The 15,713-nt window shown below is 69.5% G+C and carries 17 protein-coding genes; 13 read left to right on the top strand and 4 right to left on the bottom strand.

Features of this window, described 5'->3' with window-relative positions:
- The first annotated feature begins 236 nt into the window (after nt 1-236).
- The 6 genes from infA (at nt 237) to rplQ (ending at nt 3,525) form a co-directional block, all read left to right on the top strand.
- A complete protein-coding gene (gene infA, locus FK267_RS04080; protein ID WP_003781847.1) occupies nt 237-458 on the top strand; it encodes a translation initiation factor IF-1 in 222 nt (73 codons plus the stop codon).
- A gap of 33 nt (nt 459-491) precedes the next feature.
- On the top strand, nt 492-605 hold the full coding sequence (rpmJ, locus tag FK267_RS04075; RefSeq protein WP_003781903.1) for a 50S ribosomal protein L36: 114 nt from the start codon (nt 492-494) through the stop codon (nt 603-605).
- A 165-nt stretch (nt 606-770) separates the two neighbouring features.
- The gene (rpsM, locus tag FK267_RS04070; RefSeq protein ID WP_010614542.1) at nt 771-1,145 is read left to right on the top strand and encodes a 30S ribosomal protein S13; all 375 of its coding nucleotides are present in this window, start codon (nt 771-773) and stop codon (nt 1,143-1,145) included.
- Nucleotides 1,146-1,207: 62 nt separating this feature from the next.
- Entirely contained in the window at nt 1,208-1,609 is a 402-nt protein-coding gene (gene rpsK, locus FK267_RS04065) for a 30S ribosomal protein S11 (protein WP_003781888.1), read from the top strand.
- Nucleotides 1,610-1,767: 158 nt separating this feature from the next.
- A complete protein-coding gene (locus tag FK267_RS04060; RefSeq protein WP_003789324.1) occupies nt 1,768-2,769 on the top strand; it encodes a DNA-directed RNA polymerase subunit alpha in 1,002 nt (333 codons plus the stop codon).
- A 30-nt stretch (nt 2,770-2,799) separates the two neighbouring features.
- Nucleotides 2,800-3,525, top strand: a complete 726-nt coding sequence (rplQ, locus tag FK267_RS04055; RefSeq protein ID WP_141406395.1) for a 50S ribosomal protein L17, sunset domain variant — start codon at nt 2,800-2,802, stop codon at nt 3,523-3,525.
- 446 nt (nt 3,526-3,971) lie between these two features.
- Here the strand turns inward: rplQ and FK267_RS04050 are convergent, their stop codons facing one another.
- Entirely contained in the window at nt 3,972-5,801 is a 1,830-nt protein-coding gene (locus tag FK267_RS04050) for a tetratricopeptide repeat protein (RefSeq protein WP_141406394.1), read from the bottom strand.
- A gap of 177 nt (nt 5,802-5,978) precedes the next feature.
- On the opposite strand from FK267_RS04050, the gene FK267_RS04045 reads away from it, so the two are divergent.
- The gene (locus FK267_RS04045; protein WP_141406393.1) at nt 5,979-6,707 is read left to right on the top strand and encodes an MgtC/SapB family protein; all 729 of its coding nucleotides are present in this window, start codon (nt 5,979-5,981) and stop codon (nt 6,705-6,707) included.
- 12 nt (nt 6,708-6,719) lie between these two features.
- Here the strand turns inward: FK267_RS04045 and FK267_RS04040 are convergent, their stop codons facing one another.
- The 3 genes from FK267_RS04040 to FK267_RS04030 form a co-directional block, all read right to left on the bottom strand.
- Nucleotides 6,720-8,198: an NAD(P)(+) transhydrogenase (Re/Si-specific) subunit beta gene (locus FK267_RS04040; protein WP_141406392.1), complete on the bottom strand. Its 1,479-nt coding sequence runs from the start codon at nt 8,196-8,198 to the stop codon at nt 6,720-6,722.
- Between the two features lie 12 nt (nt 8,199-8,210).
- The gene (locus FK267_RS04035) at nt 8,211-9,761 is read right to left on the bottom strand and encodes a Re/Si-specific NAD(P)(+) transhydrogenase subunit alpha (protein ID WP_141406391.1); all 1,551 of its coding nucleotides are present in this window, start codon (nt 9,759-9,761) and stop codon (nt 8,211-8,213) included.
- Between the two features lie 188 nt (nt 9,762-9,949).
- Nucleotides 9,950-10,705, bottom strand: a complete 756-nt coding sequence (locus FK267_RS04030; RefSeq protein ID WP_075375122.1) for an ROK family protein — start codon at nt 10,703-10,705, stop codon at nt 9,950-9,952.
- A 48-nt stretch (nt 10,706-10,753) separates the two neighbouring features.
- On the opposite strand from FK267_RS04030, the gene truA reads away from it, so the two are divergent.
- The 6 genes from truA (at nt 10,754) to FK267_RS04005 (ending at nt 15,625) form a co-directional block, all read left to right on the top strand.
- The gene (truA, locus tag FK267_RS04025; RefSeq protein WP_141406390.1) at nt 10,754-11,641 is read left to right on the top strand and encodes a tRNA pseudouridine(38-40) synthase TruA; all 888 of its coding nucleotides are present in this window, start codon (nt 10,754-10,756) and stop codon (nt 11,639-11,641) included.
- A gap of 258 nt (nt 11,642-11,899) precedes the next feature.
- On the top strand, nt 11,900-12,343 hold the full coding sequence (gene rplM / locus FK267_RS04020; protein ID WP_003789346.1) for a 50S ribosomal protein L13: 444 nt from the start codon (nt 11,900-11,902) through the stop codon (nt 12,341-12,343).
- Nucleotides 12,344-12,386: 43 nt separating this feature from the next.
- Nucleotides 12,387-12,881: a 30S ribosomal protein S9 gene (rpsI, locus tag FK267_RS04015; protein WP_141406389.1), complete on the top strand. Its 495-nt coding sequence runs from the start codon at nt 12,387-12,389 to the stop codon at nt 12,879-12,881.
- A 311-nt stretch (nt 12,882-13,192) separates the two neighbouring features.
- Nucleotides 13,193-14,554 (top strand): phosphoglucosamine mutase, encoded by a 1,362-nt coding sequence (gene glmM / locus FK267_RS04010; RefSeq protein WP_141406388.1) that lies wholly within the window; start codon nt 13,193-13,195, stop codon nt 14,552-14,554.
- Nucleotides 14,555-14,779: 225 nt separating this feature from the next.
- Entirely contained in the window at nt 14,780-15,130 is a 351-nt protein-coding gene (locus tag FK267_RS13840) for a DUF7718 family protein (protein ID WP_428839584.1), read from the top strand.
- Nucleotides 15,131-15,163: 33 nt separating this feature from the next.
- Nucleotides 15,164-15,625, top strand: coding sequence for a hypothetical protein (locus FK267_RS04005; RefSeq protein ID WP_141406387.1), 462 nt, complete (start codon nt 15,164-15,166; stop codon nt 15,623-15,625).
- Nucleotides 15,626-15,713 lie beyond the last annotated feature (88 nt).

Below are 15,713 nucleotides of genomic sequence, written 5' to 3'. Positions count from 1 at the left end.
CTGCGGTGTGTCAGGAAACACCGCGTGATCGCGCCATCTGGCATGGTGGAGCCCGGGCCGTCTGCCGTAAAGTTATCCGCTGGACGCGCGTCCGTCGATGACGCATGCCCTCATACCGCATTCACGACCCTGGCAACGGGGACCCGCCCGCGGTGGGCCTGCGCAACGGCGACCGCGACTGCCCGGCGGCGACGTCGTCGGGGTGAACTCGAGCGAGAAAGCACCGATGGAGGAACATGGCTAAGAAGGACGGAGTCATCGAGGTCGAGGGATCGGTCGTCGAGGCCCTTCCGAACGCGATGTTCCGGGTGGAGCTGAGCAACGGGCACGTCGTGCTCGCGCACATCTCCGGAAAGATGCGGCAGCACTACATCCGCATCCTCCCCGAGGACCGGGTGGTCGTGGAGCTGAGCCCCTACGACCTGTCCCGCGGCCGAATCGTCTACCGGTACAAGTGACATGTCGGCTCTCAGAGCCGGCGGAGGAACATCATGAAGGTCAAGCCGAGCGTCAAGAAGATCTGTGACAGCTGCAAGGTGATTCGTCGCCACGGCCGCGTCATGGTCATCTGCGAGAACCCGCGGCACAAGCAGCGTCAGGGCTGAGTCCCCGGCGCCGGGCCGCCCAGAGAGCTGGACGGCCCTTTCCAGCACCCATCCCAGCGCACCCGCACCGCGGGTCCGCAACCCCCGGTTCTCGGAGGCCGGGGCCACCAGGCGAGGTGGGGGAGATGGGTGACGACCTCCGGGAGCACACAGGAGAACCACACCGTGGCACGCATTTCCGGTGTCGACCTGCCTCGCGAGAAGCGAGTCGAGATCGCACTCACCTACATCTTCGGGATCGGACGCACCCGCGCGGACGAGACCCTGAAGGCGACGGGCGTCAACCCCGACACCCGCGTCAAGGACCTCACCGAGGAGGAGCTGGTCAAGCTCCGCACCCACATCGACGGCAACTACCAGGTTGAGGGTGACCTGCGTCGTGAGGTTCAGGCGGACATCCGCCGCAAGATCGAGATCGGCTGCTACCAGGGCCTGCGCCACCGCCGCCACCTGCCGGTGCACGGTCAGCGCACCAAGACCAACGCGCGTACCCGCAAGGGCCCCAAGCGCACCGTGGCCGGTAAGAAGAAGGCCAAGTAAGCAGCAGCTCGCGCCCCGCCCAGCGCAGGGCGCAGTGACGACCTCATCACGAAGAAGGAAGAATGCCTCCCAAGACCCGCGCCGCCGCGCGCAAGACGCGCCGCAAGGACCGCAAGAACGTTACCCACGGTCACGCCTACATCAAGTCCACCTTCAACAACACCATCGTCTCGCTGACGGACCCGCAGGGCGCCGTCATCGCCTGGTGCTCCTCCGGCCAGGTCGGCTTCAAGGGCTCGCGCAAGTCGACCCCCTACGCCGCCCAGCTCGCCGCCGAGGCCGCCGCCCGGCGCGCCCAGGAGCACGGCATGAAGAAGGTTGACGTCTTCGTCAAGGGTCCCGGCTCCGGCCGCGAGACCGCGATCCGCTCCCTCCAGGCCGCCGGCCTCGAGGTCGGCTCGATCACCGACGTCACCCCCCAGGCCTTCAACGGCTGCCGTCCGCCCAAGCGCCGTCGCGTCTGAGCTTTAAGGGGACGACGGCGCAGCCGGTTGCTGCGTCGTCGTCTCACCACGTTCCGCTCCCACGGCGGGACGCGGAGTAGGGCCGGCCCAGTCGGGCCGGCTGCTCCACCCATGAGGAACGGCGTCATATAGCGGGCGCCGCGACGAAAGGAAACCACGTGCTCATTGCACAGCGACCCACGCTCACCGAGGAGGTCGTGGTCGAGGACCGCCGCTCGCGCTTCGTACTCGAGCCCCTCGAGCCCGGCTTCGGCTACACGCTCGGCAACTCCCTGCGCCGCACGCTGCTGTCCTCCATCCCGGGGGCGGCCGTGACCAGCGTCCGCATCGACGGGGTGCCCCACGAGTTCCGCACGATCCCCGGGGTCAAGGAGGATGTCGCTCAGATCATCCTCAACATCAAGGAGATCGTCCTGTCCTCGGAGAACGACGAGCCGGTCGTCATGTACCTGCGCAAGTCCGGTCCGAGCGAGGTCACCGCCGGTGACATCACCCCGCCGGCCGGCGTCGAGATCCACAACCCCGATCTGGTCATCGCCACTCTCAACGAGAAGGGCAAGTTGGAGATCGAGCTGACGGTCGAGCGCGGCCGCGGCTACGTCTCCGCCAACCAGAACAAGGACCCCAACGCGGAGATCTCCCGCATCCCGGTGGACTCGATCTACTCGCCGGTCAAGAAGGTCTCCTACTCCGTCGAGGCCACCCGTGTGGAGCAGCGCACCGACTTCGACCGTCTCATCGTCGACGTCGAGACCAAGTCCTCCATCACCCCGCGTGACGCCCTGGCCTCGGCCGGTAAGACCCTCGTGGAGCTCTTCGGCCTGGCCCGTGAGCTCAACGTCGAGGCCGAAGGCATCGAGGTCGGCCCCTCGCCGATCGACGAGGCCTTCCAGCAGGACCTGGCCCTCATGATCGACGAGCTCGACCTGCAGGCCCGCTCCTCCAACGCCCTCAAGCGCGAGGGCATCCACACCGTCGGTGAGCTCGTCTCGCGCAGCGAGGCCGACCTGCTCGACATCCGTAACTTCGGCGCCAAGTCCATCTCCGAGATCAAGGACAAGCTGGCCGAGCTGGGGCTCTCCCTCAAGGGCTCCCCGGTCGACTACGTCTCGGACGACGACTACGCCAACCCCACGTTCAGCGACGAGACCCAGGCCTGAGCCGGCTCGTTATTCACCTAGGAGACAACCATGCCTCGCCCCACTAAGGGTCCCCGTCTGGGCGGCAGCGCCCAGCACGAGCGTCACCTGCTCGCCAACCTGGCCACGCAGCTCATCGTTCACGAGTCGATCAAGACCACGGAGGCTCGCGCTCGTCGCCTGCGTCCCTACGTCGAGAAGCTCATCACCAAGGGCAAGCGCGGTGACCTGCACGCCCGCCGCACTGTGCTGAAGAAGGTGACGGACAAGTACGCCGTCTACCGCCTCTTCGAGGAGCTCGCCCCCAAGTTCGAGGGCCGCGAGGGCGGTTACACCCGCATCATCAAGACGACCCCCCGCAAGGGCGACAACGCCCCCATGGCGGTCATCTCCCTGGTGCTGGAGCCGGTTGCCCGCAAGGAGATCGTGGAGGACGCGGTCGCCACCGCTAAGAAGGCCGCCCAGAAGGCTGTCGCCGACGAGGACAAGGCCGAGAAGAAGGCCACGACCGAGAAGGCTGAGGAGAAGGCCGACAAGGCTGACAAGGCTGACAAGGCCGAGTACGCCGGCGCGGTCCGTCTCGAGGAGGGCGCCACGGACGCTCCCGACGACGACCACCTGGTCAAGGGCAACGAGGACTCCATGAAGTACCACGTTCCCGGCTCGCGCTGGTACGACGCCACGGTCGCCGAGGTCTGGTTCGCCAGCGCCGAGGACGCCGAGGCCGCGGGCTTCGCCCCCGCCGGCGGCGCCGCCGCCCAGAAGGTCGAGAAGTGAGCCAGAGCTGACGCTCTGAGCCAATACTCCGGGGAGGGCCGGTCACCTGATGGTGACCGGCCCTCCCTGTGTTAGTCGGCAGATGGTGGCCGACGGCATCGGCACTGGCCGGGGCCTGGCACGCACCAGAGGAGAATGCGGCCTGCCCGTGTTGACTCCCCGCATAGTAGACGATGACCACCCAGGTATCCCGCGATGGGGTGGGGCTGACGGGGCAAGCGGGAAACTCAGGGCAGGCCGGTAGATCGGGGCCTTGTGCGTCGGACATCGTGATCGGGGACGTACTTTTTCGACGAGAACTGCGATGTCCTCCAGATCACTGGGGACGGACCGCAGTCGTATGGGGGAGAAGTACGTCCTGGGCACAGAACGCAGTTCCCGATCCGCCCGGCGTCGCGTTCTGCGCTCTCCGCGCCCGCGCGGCACTGCCGGGCCGGCGCCGCTCCTCAGAATCCCCGGATGGAGTCCTCCAAGGCCGTTTCCTCCGTCATGGCCTCGCTCTCCTGGCGGATGCGGGCGGCGTCGGCCTTCCTGCCCGCCCACTCGAGGACTGACGCATAGGTGCCGAGCGCGCCGGCGAGCCCCCGGCTGAAGTCATCCGGGCGCCTGCGGGCCAGGCTCCGGTAGGCGGCGACCGCCTCCCGTGCGGTCTCCAGGGCCTCGCCTCGGTGACCGGCCTCGGCCAGGCGCTTGGTGAGCCGGTGCAGGCACGGGGCCAGCGCCGGGGCGTGCGTCGCTGGGTCGCGCGCTGCCAGCTCCCGACGGAGCTCCGCCGTCTCCCGGATCGCGGCCAGCGCGGCGGAGCGGTCCCCGATATCACCCAGGCACGTGGCCAGGTTGTGCAGGCAGGCCGCCAGGTCCGGCTTGTAGGCGGTCGGATCGACCTGAGCCAGGCTCCGGTAGAAGGTGACCGCCTCCTGTACCGCAGCCAGGGCCTCGTGCGCACGCCCGGCCCGGCTGAGGTTCAAGGTGAGGATATTGAGTGCCCGAGCCAGGTTGGCGGTATGAGGGGCCGGGTTGGTGCGGACCAGCTGCCGGTAGATGTCGATGGCCTCCCAGGCCATCGCGAAGGACTCCTGCAGCTGCCCGGCCGTGTACAGGTAGACGGCGAGGACGTACAGGGACTCAGCCAGGGCCGGGGTCTCAGTGCTGGGGCGGCTGTGCTCCAGAGCGCGTCGAATGCTGACCGCCTCCCGCGCCGAAGCCAGAGCGCGGTCCAGCCTGTCAGCCTCACGCAGGCAGGCGGCCTGGACCGTGAGGGTGTCGGCCAGGTCAGGCAGATGGCTGTCGGGGGCGCTGTGGGCCAGAGCGCGAGCGAGGTTGACTGCCTGCTCACCCGCGGCGAGTGCCTCGCGGTGCCGACCCACGTCGCTCAGGCGCCGAGCCAGTGTTCCCAGGGCATGGGCGGCCTTCGGCGAGGAGAGCGCCGGCGTGCGGCGGGCCAGTCCCCGGTAGAGCGCAGCGGCCTCCTCGGCCGCCTCCAGGGCCTCGGTTCGGTGCCCGACGGCAGCCCCGCAGGCGGCCAGCACCTCGAGGGCACCGGCAAGATCGCCGGTGCACGAACCGATCTCCTCCTCATCGAGGCGGCGGTAGAGACCCGCGGCTTCCCGGGCCATCTCGAGTGCCTCTTCGACATAGCCCACCGTGCGCAGCCTAGGAGCCAGACGTGCCAGGTCCGCTGCGAGTCGGGGCGTGTGCACATCCGGATCGGCCCGGACCAGACGCCGTCGGACAGTGAGGGCCTGCTGGGCGCTGACGAAAGCGGCGCTCGGCCGACCGGACTCACTCAGGCAGCAGGCGAGCGTGACCAGAGCCTGAACCAATCCGGTCTCGTCGGTGACGGAATCATCCCGGCGCAGGCTCCGGTAGAGGTCCACGGACTCCTGAGCGCTGGCCAGGGCGTCACGCAGCTCGCCGGAAGCGCTCAGGTCGACGGCGAGACGGCACAGAGCCTGCGCCAGCCCGGAGGCGTGGGCGTCGTAGTCGTGCCGGGTCAGGCGCCGTCGGAGCCGGACCGTCTCCTGCGAGACCGCAACCCCCTCACGCATGCGGCGGGCCTCGCGCAGGCGGGATGCCATGACCGACAGCCCCTCGGCAAGATCTGGCAGGTACGTGCCTGAATCGAGCCGGGCCAGGCTCCGGAGAACCTGGCAGGCCTCCCGCGCGGCATCCAGCGCCTCCCCCCGACGGCCCGACTCGGCCAGGCGCTCACTGAGCTCCAGCAGCCGACCGGCGCGAGCAGCCCCCTCGGGGGCGGCGCAGGAGGAGAGCAACACGTCGGACAAGCCTCAGGAACAGGGGGAAGATGGTGTGCTCACGCTAAACGGTGCCTGAGCGCCGCCGCGATGGGGAGACATCACCAAAGGCGCGCCCGGCCAAGGGCTCCTTTAGAATCGTCGCTGTGCTGGCAGCGGGCCGGCAGGGAACCGGCGGCTGCCGGCAGGACAGGCACGGTGACGACACGGAAGGGAGCCGGTGTGGACACGCTGTTCAGCCTGAACCACGTGGGGGTCCAGGTCGTCGCGATGCTCGCCACCTTCGTCCTGTGCCTAACGCTGGGCGCCGAGCGCCACCTGCGCCACAAGGACGCCGGCGTCAAGACGCACGTCCTGGTGGGACTGGGCTCGTGCCTGTTCACCCTCGTGTCCGCCTACGGCTTCGCCCCGATCACCGGCTCGGATGTCGCGGTGGACCCCAGTCGCGTGGCCGCGCAGATCGTCTCCGGCATCGGCTTCCTGGGCGCCGGGGTCATCTTCGTCAACAACGACACCGTCCGGGGCCTGACCACCGCCGCGACCGTCTGGCTCAGCGCCGCCATCGGCATGGCCTGCGGGGCGGGCATGATCCCCCTGGCGGCCACGGCGGTCGCGCTGGACTACATCGTCGTCCTGTTCCTGGGCCCCCTCACCTCGCGCCTGCAGCGCCGCCGCGGCGAGGTGACCGTGCGCATCGACTACGAGATCGGCAGCGCCATCATGCCGGAGATCCTCCAGGTCGCCACCGCGTCGGGCTTCACCGCCACCCTGGAGGAGACCGAGGTGACCCGTGGCGAGCACGGACGCACCATGAACGCCGTCATGCGCTTCCACGGGCAGCGGCCCGCCGTCAACCTCATCGAGGCCCTCTCCGGGCTCGACGGCGTCGACGGCGTCGAGTGCCTCGAGGGCGGCCGGCTCGACTGAGACCGGCCCCTCCTACTCCAGGGCGCGGATGATGGCCTCAACCGTGTCCTTGGCGTCGCCGAACAGCATGGAGCTGTTCTCCCGGAAGAAGAGCGGGTTGTTGACCCCCGCGTAGCCGGTCGCCATGGAGCGCTTGAAGACGATGACCCGGCTCGCCTCCCACACGTGCAGCACCGGCATACCCGCGATCGGGGATCCCGGCTCCTTCGCGGCCGGGTTCACAGTGTCGTTGGCGCCGATGATGAGGACGACATCGACCTCGTCGAAGGAGTCGTTGACCTCATCCATCTCCAGGACGATGTCGTAGGGGACCTTCGCCTCGGCCAGCAGCACGTTCATGTGCCCGGGCAGGCGGCCCGCCACCGGGTGGATGCCGAAGGTGACCTCCACGCCCTCCGAGCGCAGCATCTCGGTCAGCGTGGCCACCGGGTACTGGGCCTGGGCGACGGCCATCCCGTAGCCGGGGGTAATGACCACGCGCCGGGCGGACTGCAGCAGGTGGGCCACCTCGCCGGCAGTGGTCTCATGCACCGTGCCCTCCTGTCCCGAACCGCTCGAGGCGGCGCTGGTGGAGTCGGTCCCGTAGCCTCCCAGTAGCACCGAGAGGAAGGAGCGGTTCATGGCCTGGCACATGAGGTAGGACAGGTAGGCCCCCGAGGAGCCCACCAGCGCCCCGGTGATGATGAGCAGGTCGTTGTCCACCATGAAGCCGGTGAAGGCGGAGGCCCATCCCGAGTAGGAGTTCATGATCGAGACGACCACCGGCATGTCGCCGCCGCCGATGGCCAGCACCAGGTGCGCCCCCAGCGCCAGTGCGATGAGCGTCATCACCGCCAGGAGGGCCCAGCCCGCGGCGGAGCCAGCCGGTGCCATCATGAAACCGACCATGAGGACCAGGGAGCCGATGAGCGCCCCCAGGTTGAGCAGGTTGCGGCCCGGCAGCGTCAGCGGCCGCCCCGGCACCCGGCCGGCCAGCTTGGCGGCCGCCAGGACCGAGCCGGTGAAGGTCACCCCGCCGACGAACACGCCCAGGAAGACCTCACCCAGGTGGAAGGCGCCCAGCGAGGCGGACAGGGCGTCGGGGGAGACGTAGGAGTTGTAGCCCACCAGGACGGCCGCCAGCCCCACCAGCCCGTTGAGCACGGCGATGAGCTGGGGCATCCCGGTCATGGCGACGCGCCGGGCCACCACCAGCCCGATGACCGAGCCCAGGGCCAGGCCCATGGCGATGAGCAGCAGCGTGGGCAGCACGCCGCGTGCGGGGTGGTTGCTCAGGGCCAGGCCGATGGCGGCCAGCACCGCAACGCCCATGCCGACGGCGCCCGCCACGTTGCCGGCCACGGCCGTCTCATGGCGGGACAGGCCGGCCGCGGCCAGGATGAACAGGATCGCGGCGGCGATATAGGCCAGGACCACCGGCGAGGGCAGCGACGGCACGGCGGCGATCAACGTGCTTGACGACGTGGCCGGCATCAGGATGTGAGTCATCATCTGCTTCTCACCTCAGTCCTTCGTGAACATGGCGAGCATGCGGTGGGTGACCGCGAAGCCGCCGACGATATTGATCGTGGCCAGGACCACCGCCGCCAGGCTGATGGCGCTGATGAGCGGATGGGGGTGGCCGACTTGCGAGATCGCCCCGACCAGGATGATTCCCGAGATCGCGTTGGTCACCGACATCAGCGGCGTGTGCAGGGCCGGGGTCACGTTGGAGATGACGTGGAAGCCCAGGATCACCGAGAGCATGAGCACGATGTAGTGGCTCGTGGCGGCCGACGGCGTCACCAGCACCAGCGCGGCGGCCACGAGGGTCGCTGCGGCCAGCCCCAGCCACTGCCGGGAGCGTGAGCGCGCCTGGGCCGTGCGGGCGGCCTCCTGGGCAGCTGCGTCGTCGGCGGCTGTCCGCTCCGGTTGGCTCGCAGCGGGGGCGGCCGAGACCTGGATCGGGGGAGGGGGCCACAGGAGCTCGCCGTCGTGAGTGACCGTGATGGCCCGGACCACCTCATCGTCCAGGTCCAGGGCGAGGGTCCCATCCTTGTCGGGGGTGACCAGGCTCAGCAGGTTGACGATGTTGCGCCCGTAGAGCTGGGTCGCCTGTGCGGGCAGCATCCCGGCCAGGTCCGTGTGCCCGACGATCGTGACGCCGCCGTCGGTGGTGACCACCTGCCCGGGCACCGTCAGCTCGGTGTTGCCGCCGGTGGCCGCCGCCATGTCGATGATGACCGATCCGGGGCGCATGGCCTCGATCGCGGAGCGGTCCAGGAGCACCGGGGCGCGGCGCCCCGGGATGCTCGCCGTGGTGATGACGACGTCGGACTCGGCGGCCTGCTGGGCGTAGAGCGCGTTGGCCGCGCTCGCCTGGTCGGCGCTCATCTCCTTGGCGTAGCCGTCGGAGGACACCTCCTGGGCGCTGGGCAGCGGCACGAACTGCGCCCCCATGGAACGCACCTGGTCGGCGACCTCCGGACGCACGTCGGAACCGCGCACCTGCGCGCCCAGGGAGCAGGCGGTCCCGATGGCGGACAGGCCGGCCACGCCCGCGCCGATGACATAGACGGTGGCGGGCGGGAACTTACCGGCGGCGGTCACCTGCCCGCTGAACAGCCTGCCCAGGTGGGAGGCCGCCTCAATGACGGCGCGGTAACCGGCCAGGTTCGCCTGCGAGGAGAGCACGTCCAAGGACTGCGCCCGCGAGATCCTGGGGACCACGTCCAGGGCCAGAGCGGTGATGCCGCGCTCGCGCAGCGACTCGAGGAGCTCGGGGTGGCGCGCCGGGTCCAGCCGGCAGATGAGGACCGCGCCCCAGCTCATCAGCGCCAGGTGCTCCTCGGCGGGGGCCGAGGCGCTCACCACGACGTCGCAGCCCCAGACCCGGGCCCCGCCGGCCAGGCGGGCCCCGGCGGCCTCATAGGCCTCGTCGGGGAACTGCGCCCGCGCCCCGGCGCCGCTCTCCACCAGGACCTCGTAGCCCAGGCGGATCATCCGCTCCACCGTCTGCGGGCTCGCAGCGGCACGCGGCTGATCGGCCGGCTCGCAGGGGACTCCGATACGCATAGTGCCTCCTTGCACAATGAGGGTGCCGCCGCGGGCACGTCGCATAACTTATCGGCAAGATAGAAGGTGATGCGCCCCTCGGCAAGGGACTGTTGGTGCTGAGTCGGAGACATGAGCGGCCGGGTGCGCCGCGAAGGTAACCGGCCTCCCCTGGGGGAGGGCTCCGGCGACGGACGGAGTAACGGGAATCAGGGGCGGGCCATGTCCCAGCAGCGGGCGCCCCCGGTCATGCCGGCCTCGTTGGGGACCACGACGACGTCGTCGCCGATCTTGGCCAGCTGGGCCGCCGTGATCCGCCGCGAGTTGCCGCCGCCCAGGTAGAGGCGGTCCCACAGGTACATGGGGCGCAGAGCGTCGACGACGCGGCGTACCCGGCGCGACCAGTGCGCGTCGCCCAGGCGCAGGCGCTCGTGCTCGCCGATGTAGTCGTCGTACGTCAGTCCCCAGCGCACCGGCCCCTGGGAGACCTCCACGTGCGGGGCCAGGACCCCGTTGTCGAAGACGGCGTTGCCCAGGCCCGTGCCCAGGGTCACGATCATCTCCAGGCCGTGGCCCGTGACGACGCCGGCCCCGGCGACCTCGGCGTCGTTGAGGACCAGGGAGGGGATTCCCAGGGCCCTGGAGACGGCGGTACCCATGTCGAAGCGGCCCCAGGCCTCCACCAGGTCGGGCAGCACCTTGGAGCGCGGGCCGTCCTTGGTGATGTAGTGCGGCGTGGCGACGACGACCCCGTGGCGGATCATGCCCGGCATCCCCACCGTCACCCGGTCCGCGCCCGGCAGCTGTGAGGCCAGCGAGGCGATGGTCTCCACCAGCTTCTCCGGCGGCAGCGGGTAGGGGGTCGGGGTGCGCACGGCGCGGGAGATGATGTTGCCCTCGCAGTCCAGCACCGAGGCCTTGATGCCGCCGCCTCCGCAGTCCACGGACAGAGTCGTTGTGCTCACGGCCGCGAGCCTAGTGGAAGGGCGAAGCCGGTGCGGTTCAATGGGGGCATGCCACGCATCCGCCTCGACCTGGCCTACGACGGCACCTTCTTCTCCGGGTGGGCCGCCCAGCCCGGGCTGCGCACCGTCGAGGGGGTCCTCACCTCTGCCCTGGCCACCGTGCTGCGTGAGCCCGTCCGCCTCACCGTGGCCGGACGCACCGACGCCGGCGTCCACGCCGCCGCCCAGGTGGCCCACCTCGATGTGAGCCCCGAGGCCTGGGCCGCACTGCCCGGACGCTCCCAGCGCCTCCCCGAGACCGCCCTGCTCACGCGGGTGGCGGGCGTCCTGGCCCGCGAGGCCCAGGAGAGCCTGGCACGCACGCCGCGCGGGGCCGGCGACGTCGTCATCACCGGGGCGCGCACCGTGCCGGAGGCCTTCGACGCCCGCTTCGGCGCCCTGAGCCGCCGCTACACCTACCGGATCGCCGACGCCGCCGCCCCGCGCGACCCCGCCCGGCGCGCCACCGTCCTATGGCTGCCCGATGTGCTCGACGTCGAGGCCATGGACGCCTCCGCCCGCGCCCTGCTCGGCGAGCACGACTTCCTGTCCTACTGCAAGCCCCGCGAGGGCGCCACGACCATCCGCACCCTGCGCACCCTGCAGTGGCGCCGGGCCGAGGCAGGGCCGGACGCCGGGCTCGTGACCCTGAGCGTCGTCGCCGACGCCTTCTGCCACTCCATGGTCCGCTCCCTGGTGGGGGCGGGCCTGGCCGTCGGGCAGGGACGCAAGCCGGTCACCTGGCCGCGCGAGCTCCTGGACGCCCGCACTCGCCAGAGCGCCGCCCCCGTCGCCCCGCCGCACGGACTGACCCTGGAGGAGGTCACCTACCCGGCCGACGACGAGCTCGCCGCCCAGGCCGAGCGGGCCCGCACCACCCGGCGTCTGAGCTGCTGATCGGCAACCAGGAGCCCACCGGGCCGCGTGGTGCGATTCACGGAACTGGGAAGCCGCACCTTTTGACCCTTCCGCGGGGCGCCCGGTACTGTTGGCAATCGTCGTGCAGCACACGTGTGCGTGTCCGCGGTGCCGTCCCACTCGCCCCGGATCGCCTGTGCTCCGACCACTCACCTGACCATGGTGGTCTCGCCGAACCGCGAACGCTTCACCGCGCTTCGGCGTGCCCACTCGCCAAGAGAAACGAAGGCAACGCCCGTGCGCACGTACACACCGAAGCCCGGCGACGTCGAGAAGAACTGGTACGTCATCGACGCCACCGACGTCGTCCTGGGTCGACTCGCGGCCCAGGCCGCCACCCTGCTCCGTGGGAAGCACAAGCCCCAGTTCGCCCCCAACGAGGACTGCGGCGACTACGTCGTCATCATCAATGCCGACAAGGTGGCTCTCACCAACGGCAAGGCTGACAAGAAGTTCGCCTACCGCCACTCCGGCCACCCGGGTGGCCTGACCGCCGTCTCCTACCGCGAGCTACTGGCCACCCGCCCGGAGCGCGCCGTCGAGAAGGCCATCAAGGGCATGGTTCCCCACACCAAGCTCGGTCGCGCCCAGCTCAAGAAGCTCAAGGTCTACGCAGGTGCCGAGCACCCGCACGCCTCCCAGAGCCCGAAGACGTTCGAGATCACCCAGGTCGCCCAGTAAGCGCTCCAGCGCTCGGCACCCCGCGACAAGCAAAGGACATATCGTGGCTGAGACCACTGTCGACATTGACGCGCTGGACGAGGAGAACGCCCCCTCCAGCTACACCACCGAGACCGAGGAGTCCGTTCCGGGTCGCGGCCAGTCCATCACCGCCCCCGGCTCCGGCCTGGGTCGCCGCAAGGAGGCCGTCGCTCGCGTGCGCCTCGTTCCCGGCACCGGCCAGTGGACGCTCAACGGCCGCTCCCTGGAGGACTACTTCCCCAACAAGCTGCACCAGCAGCTCGTGCGCGCCCCCTTCACCATCCTGGACCTCGAGGGCCGCTTCGACGTCGTCGCCCGCATCAACGGCGGTGGCGTCTCCGGCCAGGCCGGCGCCCTGCGCCTGGGCATCGCCCGCGCGCTCAACGAGATCGACCGTGAGGCCAACCGCGCCACCCTGAAGAAGGCCGGTTTCCTCACTCGCGACTCGCGCATCGTGGAGCGCAAGAAGGCCGGTCTGCACAAGGCCCGCCGCGCCCCTCAGTACTCCAAGCGCTGATCGGGTCAGGTCCTGGCCGAGCCGGCCGGGCCTCCCCTTTCGCTACGACGGCGGTCGTCCCCTTCCCGGGGGCGGCCGCCGTCGTCATGTGTCAGGGGTGGCGGGGAGCCTCCCGGTCGGCGGCGCCAAAGCCGATATGCGGCTGGCAGGCGTCCGAGGCGCGGCGGTGAGGGGCGCGATCTCGGGCGCGAGCCGCCGGGCCGGGGTCGGCGCAGGACATCAGACCTTGTGTGCTGGCCGAAGGTTGGGCCCCGATGTTCGGCGCCCCATGGCAGGATGGTGCTGTTTCGTCACCCTTCAGGAGGATTTCCATGGCTCGTCTCTTCGGAACCGACGGCGTACGCGGCCTGGCCAACGACCTGCTCACGCCCACCCTGGCCGTACAGCTCGGTGAGGCCGCGGCCCGCGTCCTGACCAAGGACACGTCCGCTGCACGGAGCTCACGCAGCGGCCGCCCCCGCGCGATCGTGGGCCGCGACACCCGCGCCTCCGGAGAGTTCCTCGACCACGCCATCAGCGCGGGCCTGGCCTCCTCCGGCATCGACGTCACCCGCGTGGGCATCCTGCCCACTCCGGCAATCGCCCACCTGACGGCCACCCAGGACATCGAGCTGGGCGTCATGATCTCCGCCTCCCACAACCCCTTCCCGGACAACGGCATCAAGTTCATCGCCCGCGGCGGCTACAAGCTCGCCGACGCCGTCGAGGACGAGATCGAGGCCCTCCTGGGCAAGGTCAACGACCGTCCCACCGGCGCCGACGTCGGCCGCGTCATCAAGGGGGAGACCGTCGCTGACCAGAACTACATCAACCACCTCGTCGACTCCGTCGCCACCGACCTGTCCGGCCTGCGCATCGTCGTCGACGCCTCCAACGGCGCCGCCTCCGTCGTCGGCCCGGCCGCGCTGCGGGCCGCCGGCGCCGAGGTCATCGTCATCAACGCCTCTCCGGACGGCCTCAATATCAATGACAACTGCGGCTCCACCCACCCTGAGCAGCTGCAGAACTACGTCACGGCGGTCGGGGCGGACATGGGTGTGGCCTACGACGGCGACGCCGACCGCTGCCTGGCCGTGGACGCCGACGGCCAGCTCGTCGACGGTGACCAGATCATGGGCATGCTCGCCATCGGCATGAAGGCGGACGGCACTCTCGGCTCCGACACGCTCGTCGTGACCGTCATGAGCAACCTCGGCCTCATCCTGGCCATGCGCGAGCACGGCATCCGCACCGTCCAGACCGGCGTGGGCGACCGCTACGTGCTCGAGCGGATGCTCCAGGGCGGCTACACCCTGGGCGGCGAGCAGTCCGGGCACGTCATCGACACCGTCCACGCCACCACCGGTGACGGCGTGCTCACCTCCCTGCACGTGGCCGCGCGGGTCAAGCGCACCGGCAAGACGCTGGCCGAGCTCGCCAGCGTCGTCACCCGCCTGCCCCAGACCCTCATCAACGTCAAGAATGTCGACAAGGGCGCCGCCAGCACCAACAAGGCCGTGCAGGACGCCGTGGCCTCCGCGGAGAAGGACCTAGGAGAGACCGGCCGGGTCCTGCTGCGCCCCTCGGGTACCGAGCCGCTCGTGCGCGTCATGGTCGAGGCCGCCACTCAGGAGGAGGCCGACCGCGTGGCCCGCTCCCTGGCCGACACCGTCAAGAGCAACCTCAGCCTGTGAGCTGACGGCGGTTTTCTCCCCTGCCTTCAAAAGGCATCATGCCCGATCTATGTGCCCCGCCCAGAACCTATGGGCGGGGCACAGGCCATTGAAGGTTCTGGGACTGCAGGTGCACGGCGTGGCCGTGTAGTGGGTGACGTCTATGCCTCAGCCCCAATGTTATTGCCGATCTACTTCTGATATAACCGTTGGGATACAGCGTCTAACAAATCGAGCGGAGCGAGCATGGACCTGCCCGACGGCGGATACCGTCCTCCGCCGATCCACGTATGTGAGGACGAGACCTACCCAATCGATGTCGGCCCGATCTCCGGGCCAGGGCGCCACCGGATAGTCATACGGTTGAGGACCTACAGGGGGCGCGTGGTCGACTATGCGCTCCAGCATGAGTGGCGATCCAGCACTGATGACGGCTGGCAGCCCGTGTTTCGGATCGACACGCGTCATGGTTGCATCCACTCTCACCAGTACCATCGGGACCGCGACCGTGAGACCCGTCCCATCCAAGTACTGGGGAGGAACGACCAATGCCATACTGGGGGCGTCTTACGACGAGTCATACAAGCAGGTAATTGACTGGATGGAACAGCACTTCAGGAGCTGGCAGAGATGAGTGACACCAAGACGACGCGGCGTGATGCGGCGCGCGCTGTGGGGCTCTTCCTCGGTACGACTCAGGGGCGGGAGCTGTTCAGGCGCAACCACTACCTCAATGAGACCAGGATCCTTGCGGTCCCTGAGTCCGAGCCCATCGACTCCGTGATCGCCGATCACCTCGACCACGGTGCCGACACGATAGTCGCCGTGTTCTTCCCCGATCGCCAGGGCAGCAAGCGCTTCGGCTTTTTCAGGTGGGAGATGCCTTCAAAGCAGGCCCCCGAAGGCTGGTGTGCTGCCGAAGGGGTGACGCTTGGGACCGGACCTCAGGGCCACGCATCGTCCATCGGTGCTGTCATGGATACGATGAAGGCTCAACGTTTTGCTCTTTCTGACGATGGTCCCCACGATGACGTCCCGGACGTGTCTGCCCTGCTCAAGCGCATGTCGTCTCAAGCCTTCGCTGCTTCCTAGCGCCTGAGTCTCATCTGAGGATCTCGGAACCGGCGTACCGTCATGACGGTGGCCGGCGTCGCGACCGGCCCCGGCGTGTGGAGCACCT

Origin of the sequence: Actinomyces oris (assembly GCF_006546825.1) — a bacterium.
Lineage (GTDB): Bacteria > Actinomycetota > Actinomycetes > Actinomycetales > Actinomycetaceae > Actinomyces > Actinomyces oris.
Note: the sequence above shows the minus strand (reverse complement) of the source record. Positions and strands in the feature narration are given on the sequence as shown.